Annotated in this window: 25 protein-coding genes; 18 read left to right on the forward strand and 7 right to left on the reverse strand. The window is 71.6% G+C overall.

The window, feature by feature from the left end:
• Positions 1-30: 30 nt before the first annotated feature.
• Genes HB662_RS08830 through HB662_RS08850 form a run of 5 tightly spaced genes read left to right on the forward strand, consistent with a single transcriptional unit; the run spans position 31 to position 3,517 of the window.
• Entirely contained in the window at positions 31-1,098 is a 1,068-nt protein-coding gene (locus HB662_RS08830) for a PstS family phosphate ABC transporter substrate-binding protein (RefSeq protein ID WP_168049277.1), read from the forward strand.
• 23 nt (positions 1,099-1,121) lie between these two features.
• Entirely contained in the window at positions 1,122-1,877 is a 756-nt protein-coding gene (locus tag HB662_RS08835) for a hypothetical protein (protein ID WP_168049279.1), read from the forward strand.
• Positions 1,878-1,899: 22 nt separating this feature from the next.
• Positions 1,900-2,334, forward strand: coding sequence for a hypothetical protein (locus tag HB662_RS08840; RefSeq protein ID WP_168049281.1), 435 nt, complete (start codon positions 1,900-1,902; stop codon positions 2,332-2,334).
• 28 nt (positions 2,335-2,362) lie between these two features.
• Positions 2,363-2,665, forward strand: a complete 303-nt coding sequence (locus HB662_RS08845; protein WP_168049283.1) for a hypothetical protein — start codon at positions 2,363-2,365, stop codon at positions 2,663-2,665.
• 51 nt (positions 2,666-2,716) lie between these two features.
• On the forward strand, positions 2,717-3,517 hold the full coding sequence (locus HB662_RS08850; protein ID WP_168049285.1) for a bestrophin-like domain: 801 nt from the start codon (positions 2,717-2,719) through the stop codon (positions 3,515-3,517).
• Positions 3,518-3,525: 8 nt separating this feature from the next.
• On the opposite strand, the gene HB662_RS08855 is transcribed toward HB662_RS08850, so the two are convergent.
• On the reverse strand, positions 3,526-4,128 hold the full coding sequence (locus HB662_RS08855) for a hypothetical protein (RefSeq protein WP_168049287.1): 603 nt from the start codon (positions 4,126-4,128) through the stop codon (positions 3,526-3,528).
• A gap of 99 nt (positions 4,129-4,227) precedes the next feature.
• Between HB662_RS08855 and HB662_RS08860 the strand changes: the two genes are divergently transcribed.
• The 4 genes from HB662_RS08860 to HB662_RS08875 are packed head-to-tail and all read left to right on the forward strand — an operon-like array spanning position 4,228 to position 7,161.
• Positions 4,228-5,187, forward strand: coding sequence for a hypothetical protein (locus HB662_RS08860; protein ID WP_168049289.1), 960 nt, complete (start codon positions 4,228-4,230; stop codon positions 5,185-5,187).
• Positions 5,187-5,843 carry a hypothetical protein gene (locus HB662_RS08865; RefSeq protein ID WP_168049291.1) on the forward strand — a complete coding sequence of 219 codons (657 nt, stop codon included), beginning with the start codon at positions 5,187-5,189 and terminating at the stop codon, positions 5,841-5,843. Before HB662_RS08860 ends, HB662_RS08865 begins: the two co-directional genes overlap by 1 nt.
• Entirely contained in the window at positions 5,840-6,256 is a 417-nt protein-coding gene (locus HB662_RS08870; RefSeq protein ID WP_168049293.1) for a DUF6524 family protein, read from the forward strand. Before HB662_RS08865 ends, HB662_RS08870 begins: the two co-directional genes overlap by 4 nt.
• Positions 6,253-7,161, forward strand: a complete 909-nt coding sequence (locus HB662_RS08875; protein WP_168049295.1) for a hypothetical protein — start codon at positions 6,253-6,255, stop codon at positions 7,159-7,161. The genes HB662_RS08870 and HB662_RS08875 overlap by 4 nt, the downstream gene beginning before the upstream one ends.
• Here HB662_RS08875 and HB662_RS08880 read toward each other — a convergent pair.
• A complete protein-coding gene (locus HB662_RS08880; protein ID WP_245185493.1) occupies positions 7,121-7,972 on the reverse strand; it encodes an AraC family transcriptional regulator in 852 nt (283 codons plus the stop codon). The two genes, HB662_RS08875 and HB662_RS08880, sit on opposite strands and share 41 nt — an antisense overlap.
• A 45-nt stretch (positions 7,973-8,017) precedes the next feature.
• Between HB662_RS08880 and HB662_RS08885 the strand changes: the two genes are divergently transcribed.
• A complete protein-coding gene (locus HB662_RS08885; RefSeq protein ID WP_168049297.1) occupies positions 8,018-9,256 on the forward strand; it encodes an MFS transporter in 1,239 nt (412 codons plus the stop codon).
• A 3-nt stretch (positions 9,257-9,259) separates the two neighbouring features.
• Here HB662_RS08885 and HB662_RS08890 read toward each other — a convergent pair whose 3' ends face one another.
• The 4 genes from HB662_RS08890 to HB662_RS08905 form a co-directional block, all read right to left on the reverse strand.
• Positions 9,260-10,435 carry a cupin domain-containing protein gene (locus tag HB662_RS08890; protein WP_168049299.1) on the reverse strand — a complete coding sequence of 392 codons (1,176 nt, stop codon included), beginning with the start codon at positions 10,433-10,435 and terminating at the stop codon, positions 9,260-9,262.
• Positions 10,436-10,529: 94 nt separating this feature from the next.
• Entirely contained in the window at positions 10,530-11,030 is a 501-nt protein-coding gene (locus HB662_RS08895) for a hypothetical protein (protein ID WP_168049301.1), read from the reverse strand.
• Positions 11,031-11,190: 160 nt separating this feature from the next.
• Positions 11,191-11,613 (reverse strand): OmpA family protein, encoded by a 423-nt coding sequence (locus HB662_RS08900; protein ID WP_168049303.1) that lies wholly within the window; start codon positions 11,611-11,613, stop codon positions 11,191-11,193.
• A complete protein-coding gene (locus tag HB662_RS08905) occupies positions 11,610-12,854 on the reverse strand; it encodes a cupin domain-containing protein (RefSeq protein WP_168049305.1) in 1,245 nt (414 codons plus the stop codon). The genes HB662_RS08900 and HB662_RS08905 overlap by 4 nt, the downstream gene beginning before the upstream one ends.
• Before the next feature lie 123 nt (positions 12,855-12,977).
• Between HB662_RS08905 and HB662_RS08910 the strand changes: the two genes are divergently transcribed.
• The 4 genes from HB662_RS08910 to HB662_RS08925 are packed head-to-tail and all read left to right on the forward strand — an operon-like array spanning position 12,978 to position 20,438.
• Positions 12,978-17,714: an NAD-glutamate dehydrogenase gene (locus HB662_RS08910; protein WP_168049307.1), complete on the forward strand. Its 4,737-nt coding sequence runs from the start codon at positions 12,978-12,980 to the stop codon at positions 17,712-17,714.
• Positions 17,711-18,238 carry a mismatch-specific DNA-glycosylase gene (locus tag HB662_RS08915; protein WP_342449471.1) on the forward strand — a complete coding sequence of 176 codons (528 nt, stop codon included), beginning with the start codon at positions 17,711-17,713 and terminating at the stop codon, positions 18,236-18,238. Before HB662_RS08910 ends, HB662_RS08915 begins: the two co-directional genes overlap by 4 nt.
• Positions 18,235-19,479 carry an MFS transporter gene (locus tag HB662_RS08920; RefSeq protein WP_168049309.1) on the forward strand — a complete coding sequence of 415 codons (1,245 nt, stop codon included), beginning with the start codon at positions 18,235-18,237 and terminating at the stop codon, positions 19,477-19,479. The genes HB662_RS08915 and HB662_RS08920 overlap by 4 nt, the downstream gene beginning before the upstream one ends.
• Positions 19,476-20,438: an MBL fold metallo-hydrolase gene (locus tag HB662_RS08925; protein WP_168049311.1), complete on the forward strand. Its 963-nt coding sequence runs from the start codon at positions 19,476-19,478 to the stop codon at positions 20,436-20,438. The genes HB662_RS08920 and HB662_RS08925 overlap by 4 nt, the downstream gene beginning before the upstream one ends.
• On the opposite strand, the gene HB662_RS08930 is transcribed toward HB662_RS08925, so the two are convergent.
• Positions 20,423-21,121 carry a CBS domain-containing protein gene (locus tag HB662_RS08930; protein ID WP_245185494.1) on the reverse strand — a complete coding sequence of 233 codons (699 nt, stop codon included), beginning with the start codon at positions 21,119-21,121 and terminating at the stop codon, positions 20,423-20,425. The genes HB662_RS08925 and HB662_RS08930 overlap by 16 nt on opposite strands.
• A 188-nt stretch (positions 21,122-21,309) precedes the next feature.
• Between HB662_RS08930 and HB662_RS08935 the strand changes: the two genes are divergently transcribed.
• The 4 genes from HB662_RS08935 (at position 21,310) to HB662_RS08950 (ending at position 25,345) form a co-directional block, all read left to right on the forward strand.
• Entirely contained in the window at positions 21,310-22,299 is a 990-nt protein-coding gene (locus tag HB662_RS08935; protein ID WP_168049313.1) for a TAXI family TRAP transporter solute-binding subunit, read from the forward strand.
• A gap of 126 nt (positions 22,300-22,425) precedes the next feature.
• Positions 22,426-24,438 (forward strand): TRAP transporter permease, encoded by a 2,013-nt coding sequence (locus HB662_RS08940; protein ID WP_342449472.1) that lies wholly within the window; start codon positions 22,426-22,428, stop codon positions 24,436-24,438.
• Positions 24,435-25,028, forward strand: a complete 594-nt coding sequence (locus HB662_RS08945) for a YjbF family lipoprotein (RefSeq protein WP_168049315.1) — start codon at positions 24,435-24,437, stop codon at positions 25,026-25,028. Before HB662_RS08940 ends, HB662_RS08945 begins: the two co-directional genes overlap by 4 nt.
• Positions 25,025-25,345: a hypothetical protein gene (locus tag HB662_RS08950; protein WP_168049317.1), complete on the forward strand. Its 321-nt coding sequence runs from the start codon at positions 25,025-25,027 to the stop codon at positions 25,343-25,345. The genes HB662_RS08945 and HB662_RS08950 overlap by 4 nt, the downstream gene beginning before the upstream one ends.
• The last annotated feature ends 151 nt before the right edge of the window (positions 25,346-25,496 follow it).

Raw genomic sequence — 25,496 nt, forward strand, 5'->3', positions numbered from 1 at the left:
TTCACGCCTGACTGACCCGGGAGTCCCAACATGGGCCGCCTCCGCAATCTCCTGATGGGCTTAGCCCTGGCCACCTGCACCGCAGCCACCGCAGCGCCGCCCGCCGCGGCGCAGGGCGTCATGCGCGACCGGCTGGTGATCATTTCCTCCACCTCCGCCGGCACCGTCGCCCGCATGCTGGCTGCCAGCTTCACCGAGCGCTTCGAGGGGGTGATGGAGCCGACGCGGCGCACCTTGCCGACCTCCGGCGTGCTGGACCTGTTCTGCGCCGGCGTCGGCCCACAGACCCCCGACATCGCCGTGGTGGTGCGCCGCATGCCGCGCAGCATGGTGGAGACCTGCGACACCAATGGCGTGCGCAACATCGTCGAGATGCGGATCGGGCTGAGCGCCGTGCTGCTGGCGGTGCGGCGTGGCGAGGGCACCACCAACCTCACCTCCCGCCAGGTGTGGGAAGCGCTGGCGGCGGAGCGCATCGTGGATGAGGAATTCGTGCCGAACCGCCGCGCGCTGTGGTCCGAGGTCTCCCCGGCGCTGCCGCGCATCGAGATCCGCGTGCTGGCGCCCAATCTCGGCACCGGCACCAACGGGCTGTTCGAGGACATGATCCTGGAAGGCGGCTGCCGCGACGTGCGCGCGATCCGCCTGCTGTTCGAGGCCCAGTACCGCCGCGGCAAATGCGTGACGGTGCGGGAAGATGGCCGGGTGCAGCGGATGGGCGGGCTGGAGGTGCCGGCGGCGCTGCTGGCCAGCCCGCCGGGCACCGTCGGCGTCATCTCCTACGACCAGCTGCAGGCCAGCGGCGGCAACCTGGTGGCGCTGACGCTGGATGGCGTGCTGCCGACCCAGGGCTCGATCTACGCGCAGGACTATGTCGCGACGCGCATCGTCTATGTCTACGCCAAGCGGCAGCACACGCGGCTGCGCGAAGGCGTCGGCGTGGTGCGCGGCATCCGCGAATTCCTGAACGAGGCGACCAGCGAGGCGGCGTCCGGCCCTGGTGGCTACCTCTCCGTCACCGGCCTGGTGCCGCTGCCGCCGGCGGATCGCGCCGCGCAGCGCCGCACCGCCGACCGCATGACCCTGCTGTCCCGATGAACCCGGCGCCGGAGACCCAACCCATGCCGCGCATCCAGCCCACCCGCCGTGCCGTCCGCCTCGCCAACTGGCTGCTTGCGGGAAGCCTGGCGCTGCCGCTGCTGGCCGGGGATGTGGCGCTGGCGCAGCCGGTGCCGCCATCGCCGCAGTCCTCGCCGCGCACCATGGTGACGGTGCCCCTGCAGGATCTGTCGGAGGACGGCCTGGTGGACCGGGCGGGGGAGCTGTGGGGCAACGTGCTCGACATCTTCGGCTTCAGCACCGGCGCCAGCCACTTCATGCGCCGCCACGGCGCGCTGCGCCGCAACCGCGCACAGAATGACGACTTCACCTGGCTGATGGACATCGCCGGCTACAAGCTGAAGGAGATCGAAAGCTCCATCGGCCTGATCCCGAGCTTCGGCCTCGCCTTCGGCCAGGCGCGGGAGCTGACGGAGGCGGATCGCGACTATGTCGAGCGGATGCTGGACCGCCACGCGCAGCGCAACCCGGGCCCGATGGCGGTGATCCAGCGCACGATCGTGCGCGGCATCCTGGACGCGACGGAAATCGGCGGCTTCACGGTGGACAAGGTGGATGTGGATCTGTTCCCGCTGCCGCGCGTGAAGTTCGTGCTGACGCCGACGGATGCGCCGCTGGGCATCGAGGCGAGCCGCATCCTTCGGGCGATCGACCGGCTGAATGCGCGGGTGCAGGGCATGGCGACGCGGCCGCAGGGCATGGACCTGCCGCTGGAGCCGACGGCGCCCTCGCTGCGTCCGGCGACACTGGCACATTGAACGGCTGCGCAGGGGAATGGCGATGAACGCTGGCGACCAGGATGGCCGCAGCCGCTTCGGCGAGTTGGTGAAGCTGCAGATGCAGGGCCGCCGCTTCCTCGACAGCAATGAGGAACGGCGCCTGCTGGAGGAAGGGCTGACGCGCTACGGGCTGCGGCTGGAAGATGCCAGCGGCATGCTGCGCGCGGCGGCGGAGCAGGATGAGATCGCGCTGGAAGGCGAGGTCGGCCGGTCCTCCGGCATGCTGCTGCGGACCATGGCGGACCGGCGCGGCCGGGTCGCGCGGCAGGATTTCAACAAGGCCGTCGCCTTCTATCGCGCCCGCACGGGCGCCGGGCTTTCGGAAGCGGAAGCCGCGCGCCGCGTGAAGCGGCGGATGGAGGAGCTGGAGCTGGCGCCGAAGCCGCATGGCAGGCTGATCCGCACCCGGCGCTGGTGGCGCGCCATCGATGGTTGATTCTCAATTCCTGCTGAAGGGTACTCGCATGAAGACGATCCTGGCGTTCCTGCTTCTGGCCGGCCTGGCGCTGTCGCCGCAGCATGCTGCGGCGCAGGCGACCATCACCACGCCTGCCATTCCTGCCGTCACGCTGCCTTCCGTGAACATTCCGGCAGTGCCGGCGCAGCGCATCACCGCGGGCCATGCCATGGCGCTCGGCGTCGGACTGTTCGCCGGCGCGGTTGCCGGGTCCGTGCTGATCCATGGCGGCGCGCTGGCCGCGGCCATCGGCGGCGCGGCCGGGCTGGCGGTGGGGCATTGGGCCTGGACGGAAGCCGAATACGACTGACCACGCCAGCGCTGCGTGACGTTGCCCCGAGGGGTGGCCCAGGAGGGGCAATTGGAATTCTCGCTGCCACATCACATCGCGGCCATGCCCGGCTGGCTTGCAATCATGCTGACGGCGGGCGTGCCGGTGCTGCTGGCGCTCGCCCTCGGCCACGCCATGCACCAGATCTTCACGCCGCAGGAATTCGCCGCCAACGCGCAGATCGGCGCGGTGAAATACGGCTTCGTGGTGGAGATCTACGCGGTGGTCGCGGCGCTGGCGCTGGTCGGATCCTGGGACATCTACCAGACCGCGCGCGATACGGTGCAGCAGGAGACGTCCAACCTCTACATGTTGGCATTGGCGGTGGACAGTTTCGGCGGCGCGGACCTAGCCCCGGCGCGCGACGAGATGCGCACCGCCATCCGGCTTTATGCCGGTGCCGTGGTGGCGAATGACTGGCCGGTCATGCAGGCGGGCCAGCCCGGCACCGGGTCCGAGGCCGCCTTCCAGCGCCTGGCGCGCGCCTTCCTCGATGTCGAGGGACGCAGCGATGGTCAGCACGCGCTGAAGCAGAATGTCGGTGACTGGCTGGCGGCGGTGGCGAAGGCGCGGATCGAGCGGCTTTCGGTGATGTCCCGCACCCTGTCAGGACTGATCTGGGCGCTGGTGCTGACCGTCTCCGTCGCCACCATCAGCTTCCAATGGTTCTTCGGCGGCGGCCATGTGGCGCTGCACTACACCATGGGCGCCATCATCGCGCTGATCGTCGGCGCGGTGCTGCTGGTGTCGCTGAAGCTGGCCTTCCCCTTCGTCGGCGACCCTGCGCTGCTGACGCCGCGGCCGTATCTGTCGCTGATGGAGGTGACGTGACGGTGCGATCAATGCCCCCCGCCGCGCGGCGCGTGGCGCCAGCGCTGGAAGACGAACAGCACCAGCGCGAACAGCCAGAAATTCAGCAGCGCCAGCATCCAGGCCAGCAGGTGGATGGCGTAGTGCAGCACCAGCGCCGTGCTGGCGGCCAGCAGCAGGAAGGCGCCGAGCGCGCGCAGCCGAGCCCAGCCGCGCCACCAGCGCAGCGCGGCCAGCGGGCCGGTCGCCAGCAGCAGCAGCGCCAGCCCGCCGGGCAGTGCGCCGAGGCCACCCTGGCGCAGCAGGTCGCGCGCATTCTGCAGCGTCGCCGTGCCGGGCAGGCCGTGCTGCAGCAGGAAGCCTGGCAGATCCAGGCTCCACGGTCCCTGCACGACGAAGATGCTGGACAGGCGGAAGCTCTCGCCATGCGGTACGGCCAGCAGCAGCGTGACGCCGCTGGCGATGCCGGCGCACAGCGCCAGCACGTGCAGCAGTGGCACAGCCTCGGCATCCGCGGGCGCCAATGCGGCGTAGGCGACGCTCGCGGCGCGCAGCAGCGCCAGCACCAGCAGGATGGCGAGCGCAGCTTCCGCCCCGCCCCACAGGATCATCCCGATGCCACCATGTTCCATGCGCGGAAGCTAGGGCGCGCGGCCGGGGCAAGTAAGGGGTTTCGTGCCGCGGTTGCGCTGGCCCTGCTAATTTTCGCGCAGCCAGCCCTGGCGGCACCGATGGCAGTGCGCAACCCGGATGGAAGCTGCGGCCTGCGCGACGTGCCGGAGGCGGCCTTGCAGGCCTGGGATTCGCATCTGGCGGCGGAGGCGGCGCGGCTGGAAGGTATGGCGCATCGCCTGCTGGCGGATGCCGCCGCCATGCGCCTGGCCCCGGCGCGGGAGGCGGTGCCCGGCTTCGGCGACTGGGCCTATGGCTGGGTGCAGAGCTACATGACCGCTTATCGGGTGCTCGGCCTGGCGGCGCGCAACCTGGCGGAAGGCGTGGCGGAGGCGGATGCTTCCAGCCTGCCGGACCGCATCGCGCAGGGCATGGCCACCCCGGTGCGGGAGGCCTTCCGCACCCGCGTGCTGGAACCCGCCATCCCGCCCGCGGCGCTGGCGCTGGACCGCGCGCATGTGCGGGACGTGATCGTTGCGGAATGGCAGCTGGCGGTGACGGAGGTGGCGCGGCAGGCGCAGGCGCTGCCGCGCGTTTCGCTGATCGCCCCCGGCGCCGTCGCGGTGCCGCGGGTCGACCTGCTGGCCGCCGCGCGACCCCTGGCGGATTGGCAGGCGGTGGAGGCCGACCCAATGGCGCTGGTCGTGGAGGAAGGTGCCGAGACCAGCACGGTGTTCCTGCGTTCCATGCGGCCGATGGCGGCGCGGCTCGGCGCCGTGGCGCTGCGGGTCAGCGAGGCCGGGTCGATCGTCGCCACCAGCGGCGCCTTCGGCTACGCGCTGGGCGGCACGCCGGGCGTGGCGCTGGGTGTGGCGGGCGGCGTCGGCCTGTCCTGGGGCCTGGACTACGTGCTGAACCGCGTCGATTCCGCGCTGAACCGGGAGGCCTTCGAGGCGCAGGCGCTGGAAGCCATCGAACGTGCCGAACAGCGCCTGCCGGCGCAGGGGCGCCTGGCCGTGGCGGCGGCACTGGCAGCAAGACGCGGCGAATTGCGCGCCGAAAATCCGGGATGCGGCTGATGCGATACCTGATTCCACTGCTGCTGCTGCTGCTGGCCACGCCGCTGCAGGCGCAGCCCGCCCTGCTGGCGCTGGCGGGGGCGGAACTGCTGCTGCCGCATCTGGCGCGGTCCGCGCCCTTTCCGCGTGCCTTGGCGGTGACGCAGGCGCTGACCGCAGGTGAGGCTGATTGGCAGGCCTTGCTGGCGCCGCTCGATGCCGTGGCGGAACAGGGTGCGCCGCTGCCGCGCCAGCTGGCGGCCAGCTTCCCCGTCGCCGCGCGCGCCGCGGTGCTGGCCGAGATGGGCCACCCGGCGGAGGCTGGGCGGCTGTGGCACTGGATGGCCGGCGCCATGCGGCTCGGCGCCCGTTTCGGCGGCGGCGAAAGCCCGGCATTGGCCGCCACCGAGGCGGCGGAGGTGCTGCTGGGCCGCGGAGAGCTGCGCGCCGCGGACCAGGCGCTGGCGACGCTCGTCGGCCCGGCGGCGGCGGCGCTGCTGACCTGGCGGCAGGGTTTGGCCCGCCGGCTGCTGATGGAGGATGCTGCCACTGCGCTTGCCGCGCTGGCCACGGCGCGCGCGGCGCCGGGGCACACCGCCGCCCGCACGGCCCCCGCGCGCACGGTCCCCGCACCCACGGTCCCCGCACCCACGGCCCGGGCGGCCAGGGCGCCATGAGCGCGGCGCGCTTCAACTGGCAGGGCGTGGTGGCGCGCGGGTTGTTCAGCCTGTTCGTGGTCTTCGCGATCTACAACCCTTCCGGCTATTCCTACCTGCACTGGGTGCTGCAGGGCTTCGCGTGGTTCTGGGCCAAGCTCGCCATCGGCGCCTTGCTCGCGATGATCGTTCTGATGCTGTGGCGCACCACGCGCGGCGTGCTGAAGCCGCGCGGCATGGTGCTGGTGGCGCTGTTCTGCCTCGGCGGCGGCGTGACACTGGCGAGGCTGACCGACACCTCCATCCTGCATCCCGGCTCGCTGCTGATCGGCGCGCTGCTGACCCTGGCGGCGCTGTTCACCGCCGGCCTGTCCTATTCCCATGTCGATCATCGCCTGGGCGGCATCAGCCATACGGAGGAAGTGGCCAAGTGACCCCGGTACCGAGCAAGGCGGATGCCTTCGTGGTGAGCTGCATCGACCCGCGGCTGGTCGATGACGTGACCTGGCTGATGGATTCCGTGGGCCGCACCGACCGCTATTCCGAATTCCGCATCGCCGGCGCCGCGCTCGCCGTGGTGGACCCGGCGCGGCCTGCCTGGGGCCAGGCGCTGTGGGAGAATCTGGCAGCCTCCCGCCAACTGCACGGCGTGCGCAAGGTGGTGTTCGTGAACCACCGCGATTGCGGCGCCATGGACCTGTTCGCCGGCCGCCGCCTGTCGCTGGATCGCGCCGATGAGCTGGCCCAGCACCAGGCGGTGCTGGACCGGGCCGCCGCCGGCGTGCTGTCCCGCCACCCGGACATGCAGGTGGAGCTGCGGCTGATGGAGCTGGATGGCCGCTCCACCCTGCTGCCCTGCGCCGCCTGCGCGGCCGGTGCCCCGCAGGCGGGCGCCCTGCGGGCGGAGGCGGTGACCCCGCCCGGCTTCGCCGACCTCGTCCGGCTGCGCCTGCGCGACGGCCCGCTGGCGCCGGAGACGGAACGCGCCCTGCTGGCGGAGGGCCTGACCCGCTACGGCCTGACCGCGCGGGAAGCCCGCGCCGCGCTGGCCGCCGCCGCCGCCGCGCGTGGCGAGCCGACCGGCACCGCCGCGACGCGGGAGGTGCTGGCCTATCTCCGCAGCCGGGCCGATGCCGGCAGCCGCGTCGCCCGCACCGATGTGGCGCGCGGCGTTGCGCTGTACCGGCGACTATCCCCCGGCCTGCCCCCGGCCGAGGCCGAGCGCCGCACCGCCGTGCTGATGGAGGGCGCCGGGATGGCGCCGCGGCCGGATGGGCTGCTGCGCTCCACGCGCTGGTTCAATCGGATGGCCGCTCCCCCCGCGCCGCGCCCGGCGTAATTCCGAAGGCGCTGCGGAAGGCGGCGCCGAAGGCCGGCGCGCTGGCATAGCCGACGGCGGCGGCGGCGCGCGCCGGGGTCTCGCCGCCCGCCAGCCGGGCGGCGGCCTCGGCCAGCCGCAGGGTCTGCCGCCAGCGGGCGAAGGAAAGGCCGGTCTCAAGCCGGAAGCGGCGTTCCAGCGTACGCGGGCTGGCGCCGGCCAGGCTCGCCCAATCCTCCAGCGTGCGGGTGCTGGCCGGCGCGGCGCGCAGGGCGGAGGCGAGGCGCCTCAGGCGGGGGTCGCGCGGTTCCGGCACGCGGAAGGGCAGCGACGGGGCGCGGGCGATCTCGTCCAGGATCAGCGCGGCGAGGTGCCCGCCGCGGCCCTGCGGGTCCCATTCCAGCGGCTCCGCGCAGGCGGCCAGGATCAGCTCCCGCAGCAAAGCGGAGACCGCCAGCACCGTGGTGGCGCCGGGGCCGGCGGCGGCGGCATCGGCGCGCAGGAACAGCGCGCGCATGGCGACGCCCCCCTCCGTCACCACGGCATGCGGCGCGCCGGCGGGCATCCACAGCGCATGCATGGGCGGCACGACGAAGCCGGCATCGTCCGTGGTGATCCGCATGACACCCTGCGTCGCATACAGAAGCTGGGCGCGGTCGTGGCTGTGGCGCGGCACCTCCTCCCCGGCCGGATAGTCGCGGGCGAAGGCCGCGAGCGGACGGTCCACCGCTTCCTGCGGCAGGCCGCGACCCGGTGCGAGGTTGGGCACGGGGTTGGGCGCGGGATTGGGGGCCTCAATCTGGCGGATTGGCGACATGGTCTGTCGAGCCATCTGTGATCCGCCAGGCTAGCATGCCCGCAATCGAGGGAAATGGTCATGGACGCGGCTCATCGGCAGATCTGGTTCGTCAACGCGGCGCATATCTTCACCCATTACGGGCTGCTGATCCTGGCGACGGGCGTGCTCGCCATCGTGTTGCAGGAACCGGCGATGTTCGGCACCGATTACGGGCCGATCCTGGCGCTGGGGACCGGCATGTTCGTGCTGTACGGGCTGGGCAGCCTGCCGATGGGCTGGCTGGCGGAACGCTTCGGGCGGCCGGCGCTGCTGGCGGCCTTCTTCCTCGGCAGCGGCGCCGCGCTGGTGCTGGCCGCCTTCGCCCCGGGGCCGTACTGGCTGGCCGGCGCGCTGGCGCTGATGGGGGCGTTCAGCGCCATCTACCACCCGATCGGCACGGCGATGCTGGTGGATGCGGCCGGTGCGCGTGTCGGCGCGGCCATGGGCATCAACGGCGTCTTCGGCAATCTCGGCGTGGCGCTGGCGCCGGTGGTGACGGCCTTCGTCGCCGCCTGGCTCGGCTGGCGCTGGGCCTTTGCCGTGCCCGGCGTGCTCTGCGTTCTGGTGGGCTTGCTGTATCTGCGGGAGGGGCCGGAGGACGTCGCCAAGAACAAGGCCGCGGGAAAACCCTTCCCGGAGATCCCGGCCGCGGTGGTGCGGCGCGCGGTGGTGGTGCTGCTGAGCCTCGCCACCGTCTCCGGCTTCATCTTCAACGCCTTCACCCTGCTGCTGCCGAAGCTGATGGCGGAGCGGCTGGCGAACAGCCCGGATCTGCTGCCGGTGGTGGGGCTGCTGGCCTTCCTGGTGACGATCTGCGGCGGGCTGACGCAATTCACCGTCGGCCGGCTGATCGACCGCAACACGCTGCGGCGCGTCTTCCTGCCGCTGGCCTGCATCCAGATGCCCGGCTTTCTCCTGCTGTCGCAATTGCAGGGCTGGATGGTGCTGCCGGTGGCGGGGCTGATCGCGGCGGCGATCTTCGGCCAGGTGACGGTGAATGAGACGATGACGGCGCGCTACGTGGCGCCGGCGTTGCGGGCGAAGCTGTATTCCATCCGCTTCTTCGTTGGCTTCCTCGGTGCGGCGGCGGCCAGCCCCTTCATCGCCTGGCTGCACGCCACGGCGGGCGGGCTGGGCAGCGTGCTGCTGGTGCTGGCCTTCTTTGCGGCGGTGACCTTCCTGTGCGCGCTGGCCTTCCCGGATCGGAAGGAAGAACTGGCGCCGGAGCTTTGGGCCAGCGCGCCGCCACCGCGCGGCGCGGTCGCGGCGGCGGAGTAGGGCTCAGCCCTCCGCCAGCAGCCCCAGCCGGCGCAGCTTGCGGCAGAAATCCAGGCTGTCCTCGCCCAGCTCCGCCGGCGTCGCGCCATCCGCCAGGCGCTCCACCCAGGCGGCTTCCTGGTTGGTCAGCGCCAGTGGTGCCCCGGCCCAGCGCAGCGAGGCGCCCTCGCCGGAGGGTTCCGGCACCAGCGCATGCAGCACGCCGGGGGCCAGGCGCAGCCGCGTATCGGCCTGCGGGACTTTCGGGAACAGGCCGCGGGCGAGCAAAGCGGGCTGGTCCGCCGCCAGCCGGTCCAGCAGCGCCAGCGCGGTGCGGTCCAGCGCCGCCGCCTCCGCCAGCTTCGCCGCCAGCGGCTGCGCCAGCGCGGCCAGCGCGCCGGGGCCCTCGGCCAGGCGCCAGGTGGGGAAGGCGGCGCGCAAGGCGGGTTCGGATTCCTCCAGCAGATCCACCGCCAGGCGCAGCACCTCGGCGAAGGAGGGCTCCATGAAGCCGATGGTGACGTGCAGCGAGGGCTCGCCATCCTGCGTCGCCGCGTCATGCAGCACGCCGCGCGGCACATACAGCGCATCGCCGGGGCGCAGCGTGATGTTCACCGCCTCCGCCAGCGGCTCGATCCCACCAGGCCAGGGGGTGCGACGGGTCGGGTTGGGGAAGGGCTGGCCGGGCCAGATGCGCCAGGCCTTCTCACCCTCCACCTGCAGCACCAGCACGTCATGCGTGTCGTAGTGCCTGCGGAAGCCCTGGGCGCCGGGCGGGGTCAGGTAGATATTGGCCTGCACGGCGTGCAGGTAGACCTGCTCCAGCCCACGGCAGAAGCGCGCGAGGGGCGCGTGCATCTGGTTGAACTGGGAGATCACCAGCGTCGCACCGGCATCGAAGGTGGCGAACAGGCCGGGCAGGTCCAGGCCGCCATCCTCGAAGGCATAGGCCTCCTCCGGCACTGCGGCGCTGCCCTTGCGGTTGCCATCCGCCATCGAGATGCGCGGCCGGGCGGCGGCGTCGGTCGCCAGGAAGGCATCGATATCGGCGATCGAGACCAGGTGCCGGTAGCGCGCGGGGTCATTCCCCGGGAAATGCCGCCAGTCGGGGCTCTCGCGCAGCGCCAGCCCGTCCTCCATCGGCAGGCTGCCGAAGGCCAGGCGCCAGGCCTCCTCGGCCAGTGTGGTGGAGCCGCTCATGCGCGCAATGGCCGGGGGGTCATACAGACGAACCTTGCTGCGGCCGGCCCCGCACCGGCGGGGAGGGCAGGCCAGGGAGGGACGCTACCGCGCTTCAGTAGCCGCGGCGGCCGCGGCCGGGGCCATCGGAGGGGTCGCTGTCGGTCAGCCCGCTGTTGCGGCGGTACACGCGGGACCAGCCACGGCCGCGGCCGGGACCATCGGAAGGGTCGCTATCCGTGATGCCGGTGCCGCGATTGACGGGCGCGCGGTAGGAGGTGCCGCGGCCGCGACCGGGCGCATCATTCGGGTCGCTGTCGGAGACGCCGGTGTTCCGGCGATAGCCGCCACGGCCGAAGCCGGGGGAATCGTTCGGATCGCTGTCGGTGACGCCGCTGCCGCGATGGCCACCGCGGCCGTTGCCGGGCGCATCGGACGGGTCGCTGTCGCTGATCCCGGTGCCACGGCGAACCTGCACCGGCGGCGGGGCGTAGTAGACGGGGCCCTGCTGCGGCACGCAGGCCGCGGCGGGAAGCACGCCGACCATGGCGGCCAGGCGCAGCACGAAAAGCCGGCGGCGTGTCTGCGGCGGCTTACCCTCCGGTTCGTCGGTCACCGCGGCGCACTCCCATCCCGTTCAGCCTCGCGCCTCGACGGGCGCTGCGCGGCGATACTGCCGCAGTTCGGGATGATGTTACAGACCGAAGCGGTAATAATTTCCGATGATTTCGCCGAATAGGCGAAACCGCTTCTTTAATTGCGAATGCTTCTTATCTTCAGCGCAACGGCAGCAGCACTATGGTCACCGCCCGCGCGCCCGGCTCATCCACCCGGCCGCTGAAGGCGCCGACCCGCGCCTCCGCCCGCACCCGGTCCCGTTCCACACCCTGCTGCGCCAGCGCCACGGATACCGCACGTGCCCGGCGGGCCGCGATCCGGGTGCTGGCCTCGGCGCCCACACTGCGGTCGGCATGGCCCAGCACGCAGATCACCCGCTCCGGCTCCGCCTTCGCCTGCGCCGCCGCGGTGGCGATGGCGCTGCGCCCGGCGGGGCCGAGCGTCATGCTGTTGCGGGCGAAGGGCACCGCGATCACGTCATCCTCCAGCTGCTCCGCGCCGACGCAGTTGAAGGGTCGCGGCTGTGCCTCCGCCGGCACGGCCAGCAGCATCCAGGCGAGGCCGCCCCAAAGCGCCCTCATGCCGCCGGCACCAGCAGGCCGGCGGTCGAGAGACGGGCGAGCAGTCCGGAGGCATCCACCGACGGCGCGGCGGCGGCGAGTTCCGGCAGCGTCACATCCGGCCGGGCCAGCAGCCAGGCGGCGGCCTCGGCTTCCGGCGGGGTGACCACCACGGCGCCCTGCGGTCCCTTCACCACCCATTCGGCGCCACGCCGCACCGGCTTGGCGCCGGCGGCAAGGATGCGGAAGACCGGGGCCTCCGCTGATGCCTTCCCTGGGGCCTCCGTACCGGCAGGGGCCGAGGCCGGGGCCATGCCGCGCGCCGCCAGCATGTCGAAGCCACCGCGGCTGTAGCGGTAGTTGCCGACGAACTGCGCCAGCACCTCCATCACCTTGGGGTCGCGGCACAGCTCCGACAGCCGCTGGCCGAGCAGCCCGGCGCGCTGCGTCAGTGCGAATTTCGCCGGGTTCGATCCATCCTGCCGCGGCAGTGGCTTGCGGAATTCCGGGTCGTAGAGGATGCGCTCGGACAGGATATTCATCAGGTCCATCCCCAGCGGCGCGTGCACGCCATAGGCGACATGGACGCTGGCCGGCGCCTCCGCCAGCGCGTCGTGGTACCAGCCGCGCGGCAGGTACAGCAGGTCCCCGGGCTGCATGTGCACGGTGCCGCGCAGCTTGCCGCGCGCCTGGTCGTGATGCGCCTGCGGCTGGCCGCGGAAGGCGGGGTGCGGAATCGGGTAATCCGCGCGGCCTTCCCAGATGTTCCAGACCTTCTCGCCCTCCACCTGCACCGCCCAGACATCATGCGTGTCGTAGTGGGTGTGGAAGGCCTTGTGGCTCTGCCAGCTGATGTAGACATTGGCCTGCGCCTTGCCGAGCCCGGCGCCTTCCAGCGCGTTGGACACGCTGGCGAGGCCGGGGCTGAGGCTGTCCACGTCGTTCATCACGACGCTGGCACCCTTGGCGATCCAGCCCTGCACCAGCTTCGCGTCCGGCTGCAGCACCGGGGCGCCGTCGCGGCTGGTGGCGCGGGTGCAGAACTGCTCCGCCGGCACCGCCGTGCCGTCCAGCACCAGCTTCAGGCTGGTGGCGGTCCAGATATGCGTCATGTCCAGCAGCCGGTTGATCTGCCGCCAGGACAGCACCTCCGCGAACTTGGCCGGCGTGCCGCGGATGTGCAGCGGCTGGCGGTCCAGATGCTCGGCGAGGAAGCGTTCCGGCGTGACGGGGGCAAGCAGGGCGGCGAGGCTGTCGATCATTCCGACAGAATAGCCCGGATGCGGGCGAAGTTGCACCAGGGTTTGCCGGAGCAAGGCTTTGCGGCCACCGGGTTGCGGCAAACAGGCCGAAGGGCCAGCTTCGGGGGCAGGAGGATCCCGCCCATGACCGATCTGGCAACCGCCCCGCAGCCGCATCACGGGGCGGAGGATGGCGTCCGGCCACAGGTGCTGGCGGCCGCCAATGCCGCATTGGCCCGCCTGGCCCCTGCCCTGCCCCCGGCGGCGGCCGAGTTGCTGCGCCGGCTGCATGCGGCCGTGCCCACCGCCGAGCTCGCCGCCACCCCGCCCGAGGCGCTGGCCGAGGCCGCCGCCAGCCTGTTCTCCTTCGCCGCCCAGCGCCGCAAGCGGGAGACCCGGCTGCGCGTGCTGCCGCCCGGCCCCGGCCGCGGCGCCGTCGCGGTGGCGGAGATCGTGACGGACGACATGCCCTTCCTGGTGGACAGCGCGATGGCGGCGCTGACCGTCTCCGGCCGCGTCGTGCGCCAGCTGCTGCACCCGATCGTGCCCGTGCGGCGCGACGCCGAGGGCCGGCTGCTGGAGATCGGCGAGGGTGAGCCTGGCGCCCCTGGGCCCGCGCGCGTGGACGGCGTGACAACGCGCGAGAGCATGATGCGCATCTCGCTGGCCGCCGGCGCCACCCTGACGCTGGCCGGCACCGGCCCCGCCGACTGGCCGGCGGTGGAGGCGGCACTGCGCCGTGCGATGACGGATGTGCGCCTCGCGGTCGGTGATTTCTCCGCCATGCTGGCGCGGCTGACGGCGGCGGAGCGGGAGGTGCAGGCCGAGGGCGGCGCCGCCGCCGATTTCCTGCGCTGGATGGGCGAGGATAACTTCGTCCTGCTCGGCCATCGCCGCCTGGTGGTGGCGGAGGACGGCACCCTGCAGGTCGCGGCGGAGGAAAACCTCGGCATGCTGCGTGACGATGCGGTGCCGGTGTTCGACGCGCTGCGGGACCTCGCCGCCGTGCCGGGCGCGGTGCGCGCCACCTTCGCCCGGATGGAGGCGGTGGTGGTCGCCAAGGCCAATATGCGCGCCACGGTGCATCGCCCGCAGCACGCCGACGTGGTGATGACGCGCATCCGCGACGAGGCCGGGCGCATCACCGGGCTGCGCCTGTTCCTCGGCCTGTTCGCGGCGGACGCCTACAACCGCAACCCGCGCGCCATCCCGCTGCTGCGGGAGAAGGTTCTGCGGGTTCTCGCCATGGCCGGACTCGATCCGGAGAGCCATGACGGGCGCGCGCTGCGCAACATCCTGGACACCTGGCCGCGCGACGAGCTGTTCCAGGCGCCGGAGGATGCGATCCTGGCCGGGGCAAAGCGCGCGCTGGACCTCGCCATCCGCCCGCGCGCCGCGCTGGTGCTGCGCCGCGATCCGTTCGAGCGCTTCGTCGCCGCCATCGCCTGGCTGCCGCGCGACACCTTCGACACCACGCTGCGCCAGCGCGTCGGACATCTGCTGGCGGAGACCTTCGAGGGCCGGCTTTCCGCCTGGTACACGCTGATGGGCGATGCGCCGCTGGCACGCGTGCACTACGTCATCGGCACCCGCCCCGGCACCCTGCCGGCGGTGGATGACGTGGCCCTGGAAGCCGCGGTGGCGCAGGTGGCGCGCGGCTTCTCCGAACGGCTGGAGGAGGCGCTGGCCGAGGAACTCGGCGCCGCCGCGGCGGGCAGCCTCGGCCGCTGGCGGGATGCCTTTCCGCGCGCCTACCAGGATCTGGAGACGGCGTCGCAGGCCGTCGCGGATCTGGACCTGGCGGAGCTTGCGCTGGAACAGGGCCGCCCGCGCGCGACGCTGACGCGCATGCCGGGCTGCGGGCCGCGCCGGCTGACGCTGCGGCTGGCCAGCCCCGGCCGGCCGCTCGCGCTGGCCGATGCGCTGCCGCTGTTCGAAAGCCTCGACCTGCGCGCCATCGAGGAACAGCCCTATCGCCTGGTGCCGCATGGCGCGCCGGAGGTGGTGCTGCATGTGTTCCAGCTGGAGGCCGGGGCGGATGTGGCGGAGGCGCATTTCCCCGGCATCCTCGGCGCGCTGTCGGCGCTGCTGGATGGCACGGCGGAGGCGGATGGCTTCAACCGGCTGGTCCTGCGCGCCGGGCTGTCCTGGAAGCACTGCTGGCTGCTGCGGGCAATGTATCGCTGGCTGAAGCAGGTCGGCTTCCCCTTCGCGCAGGCCAGCGTGGAGGATGCGCTGACGGCGAACCCGGAAGCCGCGAAGCTGCTGGTCGAGCTGTTCGAGACGCGCTTCGACCCCGCGCGCACGGATCGGGAGGAAGCGCCGCTGCTGGCGCGCTGGACCACCTTGCTGGACGCCATCGCCAGCCCGGACCAGGACCGCATCCTGTCCCGCATGCGGCTGCTGCTGGATGCGGTGCTGCGGACCAATTTCTACCAGCCGAAGCCCTATCTGGCCTTCAAGGTGGATTCGGCGCGCGCCGGCGACATGCCATTGCCGCGGCCGTGGCGCGAGATCTTCGTGCATTCGCCGCGCATGGAGGGTTGCCACCTGCGTGCCGGCCCGGTGGCGCGCGGCGGCATCCGCTGGTCCGACCGGCGCGAGGACTTTCGGACGGAAGTGCTAGGACTGATGAAGGCGCAGCGTTTGAAAAACGTCGTCATCGTGCCGACCGGCGCCAAGGGTGGCTTCGTGCTGAAGCATCCGCCGCCGTCTTCGGATCGTGAGGCGTTCCAGGCGGAAGGTATCGCCGCCTACAAGACCCTGGTGCGCGGCATGCTCGACCTGACCGACAATTTCTCCGAGTCCGGCAGCGTGGTCACGGCCGAAGGGATCGTGCGGCGGGATGGCGACGATGCCTATATCGTCGCCGCCGCGGACAAGGGCACCGCCACCTTCAGCGACATCGCCAATGGGCTGTCCGCCGAATACGGCTTCTGGCTGGGCGATGCCTTCGCGAGTGGCGGTTCGGCCGGCTACGACCACAAGGGCATGGGCATCACGGCGCGCGGCGCCTGGGTGATGATCGACCGGCACTTTGCCGAGTTGCGCGGCCAGGGCGTGCAGGAAGCCGAATTCACCTGCGCCGGCGTCGGCGACATGTCGGGCGACGTGTTCGGCAATGGGCTGCTGATCTCGAAGCGCACGAAGCTGGTCGCGGCCTTCGACCACCGGCACATCTTCCTCGACCCCAGCCCCGATCCGGAAGTGGCCTTCGCCGAACGCGCGCGGCTGTTCGCGCTGCCGCGTTCGAGCTGGGCGGATTACGATGTGCGGCTGCTCTCGCCCGGCGGCGCCGTGCTGCCGCGCAATGCCAAGACGCTGCCGCTGTCACCCGAGGCACAGGCGCTGCTCGACATCATGGCGGATCGCGCAGAGCCGGCCGAGATCATGCGCGCCATCCTGAAGCTGGATGTCGACCTGCTGTATTTCGGCGGCATCGGCACCTATGTGAAAGCCAGCACGGAGACGCAGGCCGAAGCCGGCGACCGCGCCAATGACGCGATCCGGGTCGATGGCGCGGCGCTGCGCTGCAAGGTGCTGGGAGAGGGCGCCAATCTCGGCATCACCCAGGCGGGACGCATCGAGGCCGCACAACACGGCGTGCGGCTGAACACCGATGCGCTGGACAATTCGGCCGGTGTCAGCACCTCGGACCACGAGGTGAACATCAAGATCCTGCTGGCCGAGGCCGAACGCGAGGGCGCGCTGACACGGCGCCAGCGCGACGTGCTGCTGGGCGAGATGACGGAGGAGGTGGGCCGCCTGGTGCTGGCCGACAACCACGCGCAATCCATCGCCATCAGCCTGGAGGCACGCAGCGCGACGGAGGATCTGGCCGCTCACGCCGCGCTGATGACGCGGCTGGAGGCGGAGGGCGTGCTGGACCGCACGGTGGCGGGGCTGCCGGATGAGGCGGTGCTGCGCGCGCGTGCCGCGGCGGGCCAGGGGCTGACGCGACCGGAACTCGCCTCGCTGCTGCCGCCGGCCAAGCTGTGGCTGACCGATGCGATCGAGGCGAGCGGCCTGCCGGACGAACCGGCCCTCGCGCCGCTGCTGCGCGGCTACTTCCCGCAGGCGCTGCAGGACCGCTTCGGTGACCTGATCCCGCGCCACCGGCTGAAGCGCGAATTGGTGGCGACCGCCCTGGCGAATCTGGTGGCGAACCACCTCGGCACCGCAGCCCTCGGTCGCTTGGCGGGCGGCGAGACGCCGGGCGCTACGGTGGCGCGCGCCGCCTGGCTGGCCAGCGCCCTGTTCGGGTTGGAGAATGCGGCCGCGGCGGCGGATGCCGCGCCGGTGCCGGCGGCGCTGCGGCTGGATGTGCTGGGGGCGCTGCGCCGGCTGCTGGAAGCGGCGACGCGCAAGCTGGTGCTGGAACACGGTACGGCGCCGCTGGATGCGACGCTGGCCGCCCTGTCCCCGGGCGTCGCGGCGCTGATCGCCGCGGAGAAAGCCGCGCCTGGGGCGGAGGCCGCGCGGCTGCTGGAGGCGGGGCTGCCGGCCGGGCTCGCCGCATTGGCCGGCGGTGCCGCCAGGCTGGCCGATGCGCCTTCCGTGGTGCGGCTGGCGCAGGAAACTGGCGCCGACCCCGCGGGGGCCGCGCAGGCCTGGCGCGCGGTGGGCGAGGCCTTCTGCCTGGATGCGCTGCGCGAAGCCACGGAGGGGGCGCGCGTGACCAGCGCCTTCGCCGCCCGTGCGCAGGCGGAGGCACTGGCCGACCTCGCCGCCGTGCAGGCGCGGCTGGCACAGGCGCGGCTGGCAGGGGATGGCGACCCGGCCCGGGCGGCGGAGGCGACTCAGCTGGCGCGGGAGGCGGCGCGGGCAGGCGACCTGGTGGCGATCGGCGTGGCGACGCGCGCGCTCTCCGCCCTCGCGTGAGCGGCGACATCCTGCCGGATGTGCTGCCGGCGGGATTGCGCCTGGTGTTCTGCGGCATGGCGGCGGGGCCGGAATCGGCCCGGCGCGGCGCCTATTACGCCGCGCCGGGCAACCGCTTCTGGCGCGTGCTGCACCAGGCCGGCTTCACGCCGCGCCGCCTGCTGCCGGAGGATTTTCCCGAGTTGCCGGGCCTCGGCATCGGGCTGACGGATCTGGCGAAGACGCAATCCGGCGTCGACCGGCTGGTGCGGGTGACGCAGGCGGACCGGGACCGGCTGCTGGCCGCCATCCGCGCCGCCCGGCCGCAGGCGCTGGCCTTCACCAGCGGGCGCACCGCGGCGCTGGCGCTGGGCGCGAAGGCGCTGCCCTTCGGGCGGCTGGATGATGCGCTGCGGCCGCCCGGCTTCCCGCCGGTCTTCGTACTGCCGAGCACATCTGGTTCCAACAACGGGAACTGGGATAGGAACGGCTACCACTTGCATTGGATGCACACGGCCATGGCCCTCGGCTTTCGCAAGGCATGACACGCAAGGCATGGGCCTGGGCGCTGTATGACTGGGCCAACAGCAGTTTTCCCACTGTTGTCTCCACCTTCGTCATCGCGGCCTATTTCGCCAGTGGCATCGCCGCGGACCAGGTGACGGGGCAGGCGCAATGGGGGTGGATGCAATCCGCCGCGGGCCTCGCCGTCGCGCTGCTGTCGCCGGTGCTCGGCGCGGTGGCGGATGCGGGCGGCAGGCGGCGGCTGATGCTCGGCATCTTCACGCTGCTGACGGCGACCGCCACCGGGATGATCTGGTTCGCCCAGCCCAGCCCGGATTGGGCGCTCTATGCGCTGGTCTGCGTCGGGCTGGCGACGGTGGCCTTCGAGATCGGCACGGTGTTCTACAACTCCATGCTGCCGGGCGTCGCACCGCCGGGGCGACTGGGGCGCGTCTCCGGCCTCGGCTGGGGTCTCGGCTATGCCGGCGGGCTGGCCTGCCTGGCCGTCAGCCTGGTGCTGCTGATTCAGCCGGACCCGGCGCTGTTCGGGCTGGACCGTAGCGCGGCGGAGCATGTGCGCGCCACGGCGCTGCTGGTGGCCTTCTGGCTGCTGGCCTTCGGCTGGCCCGTGCTGGTGGCGCTGCCCGATCCCGCCGGGCCACGGCCAAGCTGGGCGGAAGCGGCCTCACGCGGGCTGGGCGAGATCGCGGCGTTGATCCGCACGCTGCCGCGCAACCCGGACCTCGCGCGCTTCCTGCTGGCGCGGCTGTTCTACACGGATGGGTTGAACACGCTGTTCGCCTTCGGCGCGATCTATGCCGCGGGCGTCTTCGGCATGGGCCTGGATCGCATCCTGCTGTTCGGCATTGCCATGAACGTCACGGCCGGGCTGGGCGCCGCCGGCTTCGCCATGATCGAGGATCGCGTGGGATCGCGCCGCATGGTGCTGGGCGCGCTGGCGGCGATGGTGGTGCTCGGCACCGGGCTGCTGCTGGCACAGACGGAAATGTGGTTCTGGATCCTGGCGCTGTCGCTCGGCCTGTTCTTCGGCCCGGCGCAGGCGGCCAGCCGCAGCTTCATGGCCCGCCTGGCGCCGCCGGATGAAATCTCGGCGCATTTCGGGCTGTTCGCGCTGTCCGGCCGCATCACCGGCTTCCTCGGCCCGGCGGCGCTGGCGGCGGTGACGACGGTCACCGGCAGCCAGCGCATGGGCATGGCGACGGTGCTGGTCTTCCTGATGATCGGCGCCGCCATCCTGGCCACCGTCCGGGAACGCCGATGAGCGACTTCGCCTCCCGCCGCCTCGGCGGGCGTTTCGTCAATCTGCACAGCGATGTGGACCACGGCCTGCGCGATGTGTGGCGCTGGTCCCGCTCCCGCCAGGTGGCGCCCTGGCCGGCCTGGATCATCGATCCGCCGCAGCCGCCGCCACCGCGCATCGGCGCGGGCCGGATCGCCGCGACCTTCATCGGCCATGCGAGCTGGCTGCTGCAGATCGGTGGCGTCGCGGTGCTGATCGATCCGGTCTGGTCGCCGCGCGCCAGCCCGTTGCGCTTCGCCGGGCCGAAGCGCGTGCGTGCCCCGGGCCAGGCGCTGGAGGCATTGCCCAAGGTCGATCTGCTGCTGGTCAGCCACAACCACTACGACCATTGCGACCTGGCGACGCTGCAACGCGTGCAGGCGCGCTGGGCGCCACCTGCGGTGACATCGCTGGGCACCGGGCGGCTGCTCGCGAAGGCCGGGCTGCGCGCGCTGCGCGAGATGGATTGGTGGGACAGCGTCGAGGTCGCGGGCCTGCGCGTCACCTACGTACCGTCGCAGCACTTTTCCGCCCGCACGCTCTTCGATCGCAACCGCGCGTTGTGGGGCGGCTTCATCATCCAGGCGCCGGATGGCGCCACCGTGTACTTCGCAGGTGATTCTGGCTGGTGTCCGCATTTCTCGGAGATTGGCCGGCGGTTCGGTATGATCGATCTCGCGCTGATCCCGATCGGCGCCTATGCGCCGCGCTGGTTCATGCGCACGCAGCACATGGATCCCGATGAAGCCGTGCAGGCGCATCTGGCCTGCGGCGCGCGCGCCAGCCTGGCGATGCATTTCGGCACCTTCTTCGGCCTGACCGATGAGCCCATCGACGAACCGGCCGCGCTGCTGGAAGCGGCGAAGGCCCGGCACGGCGTGGCGCAGGACGCCTTCCGCGTGCCGGGCTTCGGCGAGACCCGCTACTACCCCGCGGCGTAGAGGTAGGCGGGCATCGGCGTGGTGCGGTCCTCCACCGATTTCACGCCCGGCACGTTCTGCGCCAGCACGCGCAGCGCGCGTTGCACCTCGGCGCTGCGGCTGAAGCCGTTGATCTCGACCACGCCATCCTTCACGTCGATCAGCGTGTAGAAGGTATCGGCCCAGGGCTGCTTGCGGATCGCCGCCAGCACGGCGGCGCGGATGCGGTCATCGGACAGGTCCATCGCCTCATGCCTCGGCGCCACCAGCGCGCGCAGCAGATCGGCGCGGGAGACGATGCCGAGCAGCTTGCCGTCCTGCACCACCAGCACGCGACGGATGCTGCGGTCCTCCATCAGATGCGCAACCTCCGCCGCCGGCGTGGCGGGGCCGACGCTGGCGATGTCGGTGCTCATCACATCCGCCGCGGTGGCGCCATGCGCACGCGCATAGCGCGCGGCATCCCGCTCCGCATTCGCGAACAGGTTGCCGAGCCAGGAGGTCGGGTGGTCCACCTCGCCCGCGAGGCGCCGGATCAGATCGGCTTCGGTGACGATTCCGAGAAGCTTGCCGGTGCCTTCCAGCACCGGCACGGCGGAGATTCCGCGTTCCGCCAGCAGGCGGGCGATGGAAAGGACGGGCGTTGCGGGCGGCACCGTCACCACCTCGCTGGTCATCAGGTCACGGGCGGACAGGCGTGTCATGGCGTGGCTCCTGTGCTTGCATCGGCGGTCGCCGGCGCCGTTCATCAGCGGCTTTTGGCGTGTCGATGGGCAGAAGGTTAAGCTGGCCCGGCTGCTGCTGCCTTGATGCAGGTCAAATATGCGCTCTTTCCCATTGGGCGAGCCGCCTGTATTCCTGACGGCACAAGAAACTGAGGGAGACTGAAAAGATGACATTCAACATCGGCCGTCGTGGCTTCGCGGGTGGCATTGCCGCAGGCGCCGCATCTCTTGCCCTGCCGGGTCTGGCCCGCGCGCAATCCGCCACGCAGATGGCCATCGCGACCGGCACGACGGGCGGCGTCTATTATCCGTTGGGCGGTGCGCTGGCGAACTATCTGTCGCGCGGCATCCCTGGCATGTCTGCAACCGTGGAAGTCACGGGCGGTTCCGTCGCCAACCTGCAGCTTCTCGGCGCCAATCGCGTCGGCATGGTGATTTCGCAGGTCGATGCAGCGGTGGATGCGGTGCGCGGCAATGACCGCTTCCGCGGCCGCCCGGTCCCGGCGCGCGCCATCGCGGTGCTCTACACCAACCGCATGCAGGTCGTGACCGTGGCCTCCACCGGCATCACCAAGATGTCGGACCTGAAGGGCAAGCGCATCTCCACCGGCGCGCCCGGCTCGGCCACCGAAGTGATGGCGCTGCGCCTGATCGAGGCCGCCGGCCTGCACCGCGACAACGACTTCCGCGCGCGGGAGCGTCTGTCCCCGGCCGAGAGCACCAACGCCATCAAGGACGGCAAGCTGGACGCGTATTTCTTCGTCTCCGGCTACCCGACCAGCGCGATCACCGATCTCGGCGCCTCGCCGGGCGTGCAGCTGGTGCTGATCGACCATCATGAGTTCATCCCGGCGATCGTCGAGAAGTACGGTCCGGTGTACTTCCCCGAGGAGATCCCGGCCGGCGCCTATCCGGGCCAGACGACCGCCAACAAGCAGATGTCGGTGGCCAATATCGTCGGCGTCCGCGAGGACATGCCAGGCGACATGGTGGGCAAGATCCTCGATGTGATGTGGGGCAACCGGCAGGATTGGGCGCAGGTCCATTCCGCGGCGCGCGACTTCAAGCTGGAAGGCCAGAAGACCGCCGCGGCGGGCATCCCCTGGCATCCGGCCGCCGAGACCTTCTGGAAGGGCAAGGGCGCGACCCTCGCCTGAGGGCGCGGCTTCCGCCTTTCTGGCAGTTTGAGGACGGGGGCGGCCACAGCGCGCCGCCCCCGGTTTTTTCGTGGCCCGAACCTTTAGGCGCCAGCCCTCCACGGCCGGGCCGCCGGAGCTGATATCGTGAGCACCCATTCGCCCCTGCCGCCGGAGCTCGCGCCCGGCGCCCTCGACGAGGCCACCGCCTCCCGCCTCGAAACCCTGATCGAGGAGGAGGAGGGCGCACAGAACCGCTTCACCGGCTTCCTCGGCCTCGGCGCCGTTGCCATCGCGCTGGCGATGAGCCTGTTCCACCTTTGGGCGGCGTGGGACATCGTGCCGACGACGACGCTGCGCTTCGTCCATGTCGGCTTCGCGCTCGCCATCGGCTTCACCCTGTTCCCCATCTCGCGCCGTTTCCGGCACCGGCTGATGCCGTGGGACTGGGCGCTGGCGGCGGCCGGCATCTATGTGATCTGGTACCTGATCAGCGGCGGCGACGACCTGCAGGACCGCGCCATCTTCCCCGAGCCGATGGACATCGTGGTCGGCTGGATGCTGGTCGCGATGGTGCTGGAAGTGGCGCGCCGCGCCACCGGGCCGGTGATGCCCTTCGTCGCCATCTGCTTCCTGCTCTACGGCTTCTTCGGCAACTGGCTGCCGGCGCCGTGGCAGCACCAGGGTTACGACTCCGAGCGGATGATCCCGCATCTGGCGATCGGCCTCGATGGCATCTTCGGCACGGCGGTCGATGTCTCGGCCACGCTGATCGTGCTGTTCACCATCTACGGTGCCATCCTGCAGGCCAGCGGCGCGGGCAAGTTCTTCGTCGATTTCTCCTTCGCCGCAACCGGCGGCAAGGCGGCCAGCGCCGGGCGCACCGTGGTGCTGTCATCGTTCCTGCTGGGCGGTCCTTCGGGATCGGGCGTCGCCACCACCGTCACGCTCGGCACCGTCGCCTGGCCGATGATGAAGAAGGTTGGCTACCGGCCGGATGATGCGGGCGGGCTGCTGGCCGCCGGCGGCCTGGGCGCCATCATCTCGCCGCCCGTGCTGGGCGCCGCGGCGTTCCTGATCGCCGAGTATCTCAACATCGGCTACCTCGACGTCATCAAGATGGCGGTGATCCCGACCATCCTCTACTACGCGTCCCTGCTGTTCATGGTGGAGCTGGACCAGCGCCGCCTGGCCGCCAGCGGCAATGCGGTGCCGGATGATGCGCTGCAGGTCGAGCCGATTCCGGTGATGCTGCGGAAGTACGGTTTCCACTTCTCCTCGCTCATCGCGATCATCGTCTTCATGATCATGGGCTACTCGCCGACCATGTCGGTGCTCTACGCCATGGTGGTGGCGGTGGTGCTGTCCTTCGTGCGGCCGGAACAGGCGCTGTGGCCGCGCAAGCTGATCGGCGCGCTGGCGGCCGGTGCCGTGCAGTCCGTCGGCATCGCGGCGACCTGCGCCAGCGCGGGCATCATCGTCGGTGTCATCACGCTGACCGGGCTCGGGCTGAAATTCTCCGACATCGCGATCCAGGCGGCCGGCGGGTCGCTGGTGATCACGGCGATCTATACGGCGCTGATCGTCTGGGTGGTCGGCCTCGCGGTGCCGGTGACGGCCAGCTACATCATCTGCGCCGTGGTCGCGGCGCCGGCGCTGATCAAGCTGGGCGTGCCGGACTACGCGGCGCATATGTTCGTCTTCTACTACGCGGTGCTCAGCGAGGTTTCCCCGCCCACCGCGCTGTCGCCCTTCGCGGCGGCGGCGATCACCGGCGCGGGTCCGTACCGCACCACCTTCCAGGCCTGGAAATACACCCTGCCCGCCTTCGTCATGCCCTTCGTCTTCGTGACGGACCCGCAGGGCGTCGGGCTGCTGCTGCAATTCTCCGGCGACATGGGCTGGAGCGACGTGGCCTGGCAGTTCCTGCTGGCGGTGGTCGGCCTCGGCACGCTGGCGGTGGCCTGCCAGGGCTTCCTGCGCCGCGCGCTCGCGGCGTGGGAGCGTTGGACGCTGGCGGTGGCCGGCGTGCTGATGATGTTCCCGGCACTGCTGGAGACGATCGCCCCGGGCCTGCTGCCTTACCCCCACCTGATCGGCATGGTGCTGGCGGTGGGGCTGCTGTCCCTGCAGTGGCGGCCGGCGCCGCGCACCGCATGAAGGCGGGGCGGGCCCTGCTGCCGGTGCTGGCCCTGCTGGGCCTTCCCGGCTGTGGGGACACGCCGATCGCGGCGGCGCTGCTCGGCGCGCCGCCGCGGGTCCAGGCCGGCGAGATGGCCCCGGCCGGGCCGGTGCTGCGCGTCAGCGGCGCAGGACGACCCTTCCTGTTCACGCTGGTCCAGGAAAGCGGCGAGCGCCGGCTGTGGCGCGCCGAGGGTGGCGCGGCGCTCGCCACCGAAGGACCACGCATCACCGCCATCGCCGGCTTGGGCCCCGGCGTCTCGGCGACGCGGCTGGAGCAGCCGGACCCCTTGGCCGACCCGCGCGCGCTGCTCGGGCGGGAGACCGCGACGCGCCGCAGCATCGACCTGCGCGAGGCGGATGGCGAGGCGGCCGGGCTGCGCTTCGGCGTGGCGCTGTCCTGCCGCCTGGCCGCGGTGGAGGAGGGCGCCTGGCTGGTGGTGACGGAGACCTGCACCGGCCCGGAGATCGACTTCGAGAATCGCTTCGAGGCCGAGCCCGCGACCGGCAGGGTGCGGCGCAGCCGGCAATGGGTGGGCGATGCGGTGCTGGTGGTGGAGGGACCATGAAGCTGATCCTGACCCTGCTGCTGCTGGCCCTGGCCATGCCCGCAGCGGCACAGGCCCCGAACAGCCGGGACTGGAACGCCGAGAAATGCGCCCGCTACACCGCGGACTGGCCGCGCGCCCTGTCCATGTTCGGGCGGCAAGGGCTCAGCGCCGAATTCCTCGACCGGCACGCCACCTTCCTCGCCTCCGGCTGCCGGTCCCGCGTCGAGGTCTGCCCGCGCTCGCCGCAGGAGCTGGCGCTGGCGGATGCGATGACGATCGCGGCGATGAACGCCGGCACGGCCAGCAGCTTCGTGCCGTTCCGGTGCGGCGGCTGAAGAGGGTATCGGTACACCGGCTTCGGTTACACTCTGAAACTTGAATCCGACCCTATCTAGATATATCTCGCAATTAGTAATATCGAAATAGGGTCTAGATACATGCATCATCATCATCGGCACCACGGCTGCGAACGCCGCTTCGCCCGGG

This window comes from Falsiroseomonas frigidaquae (assembly GCF_012163145.1).
Lineage (GTDB): Bacteria > Pseudomonadota > Alphaproteobacteria > Acetobacterales > Acetobacteraceae > Falsiroseomonas > Falsiroseomonas frigidaquae.

Bases quoted from the DNA above. Each gene is read 5' to 3' on its own strand.
- HB662_RS08900 (WP_168049303.1), bottom strand. From the start codon at position 11,613: ATGAGGGCGCTTTGGGGCGGCCTCGCCTGGATGCTGCTGGCCGTGCCG.
- HB662_RS08890 (WP_168049299.1), bottom strand. From the start codon at position 10,435: ATGAGCGGCTCCACCACACTGGCCGAGGAGGCCTGGCGCCTGGCCTTC.
- HB662_RS08860 (WP_168049289.1), top strand. From the start codon at position 4,228: ATGGCAGTGCGCAACCCGGATGGAAGCTGCGGCCTGCGCGACGTGCCG.
- HB662_RS08865 (WP_168049291.1), top strand. From the start codon at position 5,187: ATGCGATACCTGATTCCACTGCTGCTGCTGCTGCTGGCCACGCCGCTG.
- HB662_RS08950 (WP_168049317.1), top strand. From the start codon at position 25,025: ATGAAGCTGATCCTGACCCTGCTGCTGCTGGCCCTGGCCATGCCCGCA.
- HB662_RS08920 (WP_168049309.1), top strand. From the start codon at position 18,235: ATGACACGCAAGGCATGGGCCTGGGCGCTGTATGACTGGGCCAACAGC.
- HB662_RS08855 (WP_168049287.1), bottom strand. From the start codon at position 4,128: ATGGAACATGGTGGCATCGGGATGATCCTGTGGGGCGGGGCGGAAGCT.
- HB662_RS08845 (WP_168049283.1), top strand. From the start codon at position 2,363: ATGAAGACGATCCTGGCGTTCCTGCTTCTGGCCGGCCTGGCGCTGTCG.
- HB662_RS08945 (WP_168049315.1), top strand. From the start codon at position 24,435: ATGAAGGCGGGGCGGGCCCTGCTGCCGGTGCTGGCCCTGCTGGGCCTT.
- HB662_RS08925 (WP_168049311.1), top strand. From the start codon at position 19,476: ATGAGCGACTTCGCCTCCCGCCGCCTCGGCGGGCGTTTCGTCAATCTG.
- HB662_RS08910 (WP_168049307.1), top strand. From the start codon at position 12,978: ATGACCGATCTGGCAACCGCCCCGCAGCCGCATCACGGGGCGGAGGAT.
- HB662_RS08835 (WP_168049279.1), top strand. From the start codon at position 1,122: ATGCCGCGCATCCAGCCCACCCGCCGTGCCGTCCGCCTCGCCAACTGG.
- HB662_RS08930 (WP_245185494.1), bottom strand. From the start codon at position 21,121: ATGACACGCCTGTCCGCCCGTGACCTGATGACCAGCGAGGTGGTGACG.
- HB662_RS08830 (WP_168049277.1), top strand. From the start codon at position 31: ATGGGCCGCCTCCGCAATCTCCTGATGGGCTTAGCCCTGGCCACCTGC.
- HB662_RS08885 (WP_168049297.1), top strand. From the start codon at position 8,018: ATGGACGCGGCTCATCGGCAGATCTGGTTCGTCAACGCGGCGCATATC.
- HB662_RS08880 (WP_245185493.1), bottom strand. From the start codon at position 7,972: ATGGCTCGACAGACCATGTCGCCAATCCGCCAGATTGAGGCCCCCAAT.
- HB662_RS08905 (WP_168049305.1), bottom strand. From the start codon at position 12,854: ATGATCGACAGCCTCGCCGCCCTGCTTGCCCCCGTCACGCCGGAACGC.
- HB662_RS08870 (WP_168049293.1), top strand. From the start codon at position 5,840: ATGAGCGCGGCGCGCTTCAACTGGCAGGGCGTGGTGGCGCGCGGGTTG.
- HB662_RS08935 (WP_168049313.1), top strand. From the start codon at position 21,310: ATGACATTCAACATCGGCCGTCGTGGCTTCGCGGGTGGCATTGCCGCA.
- HB662_RS08840 (WP_168049281.1), top strand. From the start codon at position 1,900: ATGAACGCTGGCGACCAGGATGGCCGCAGCCGCTTCGGCGAGTTGGTG.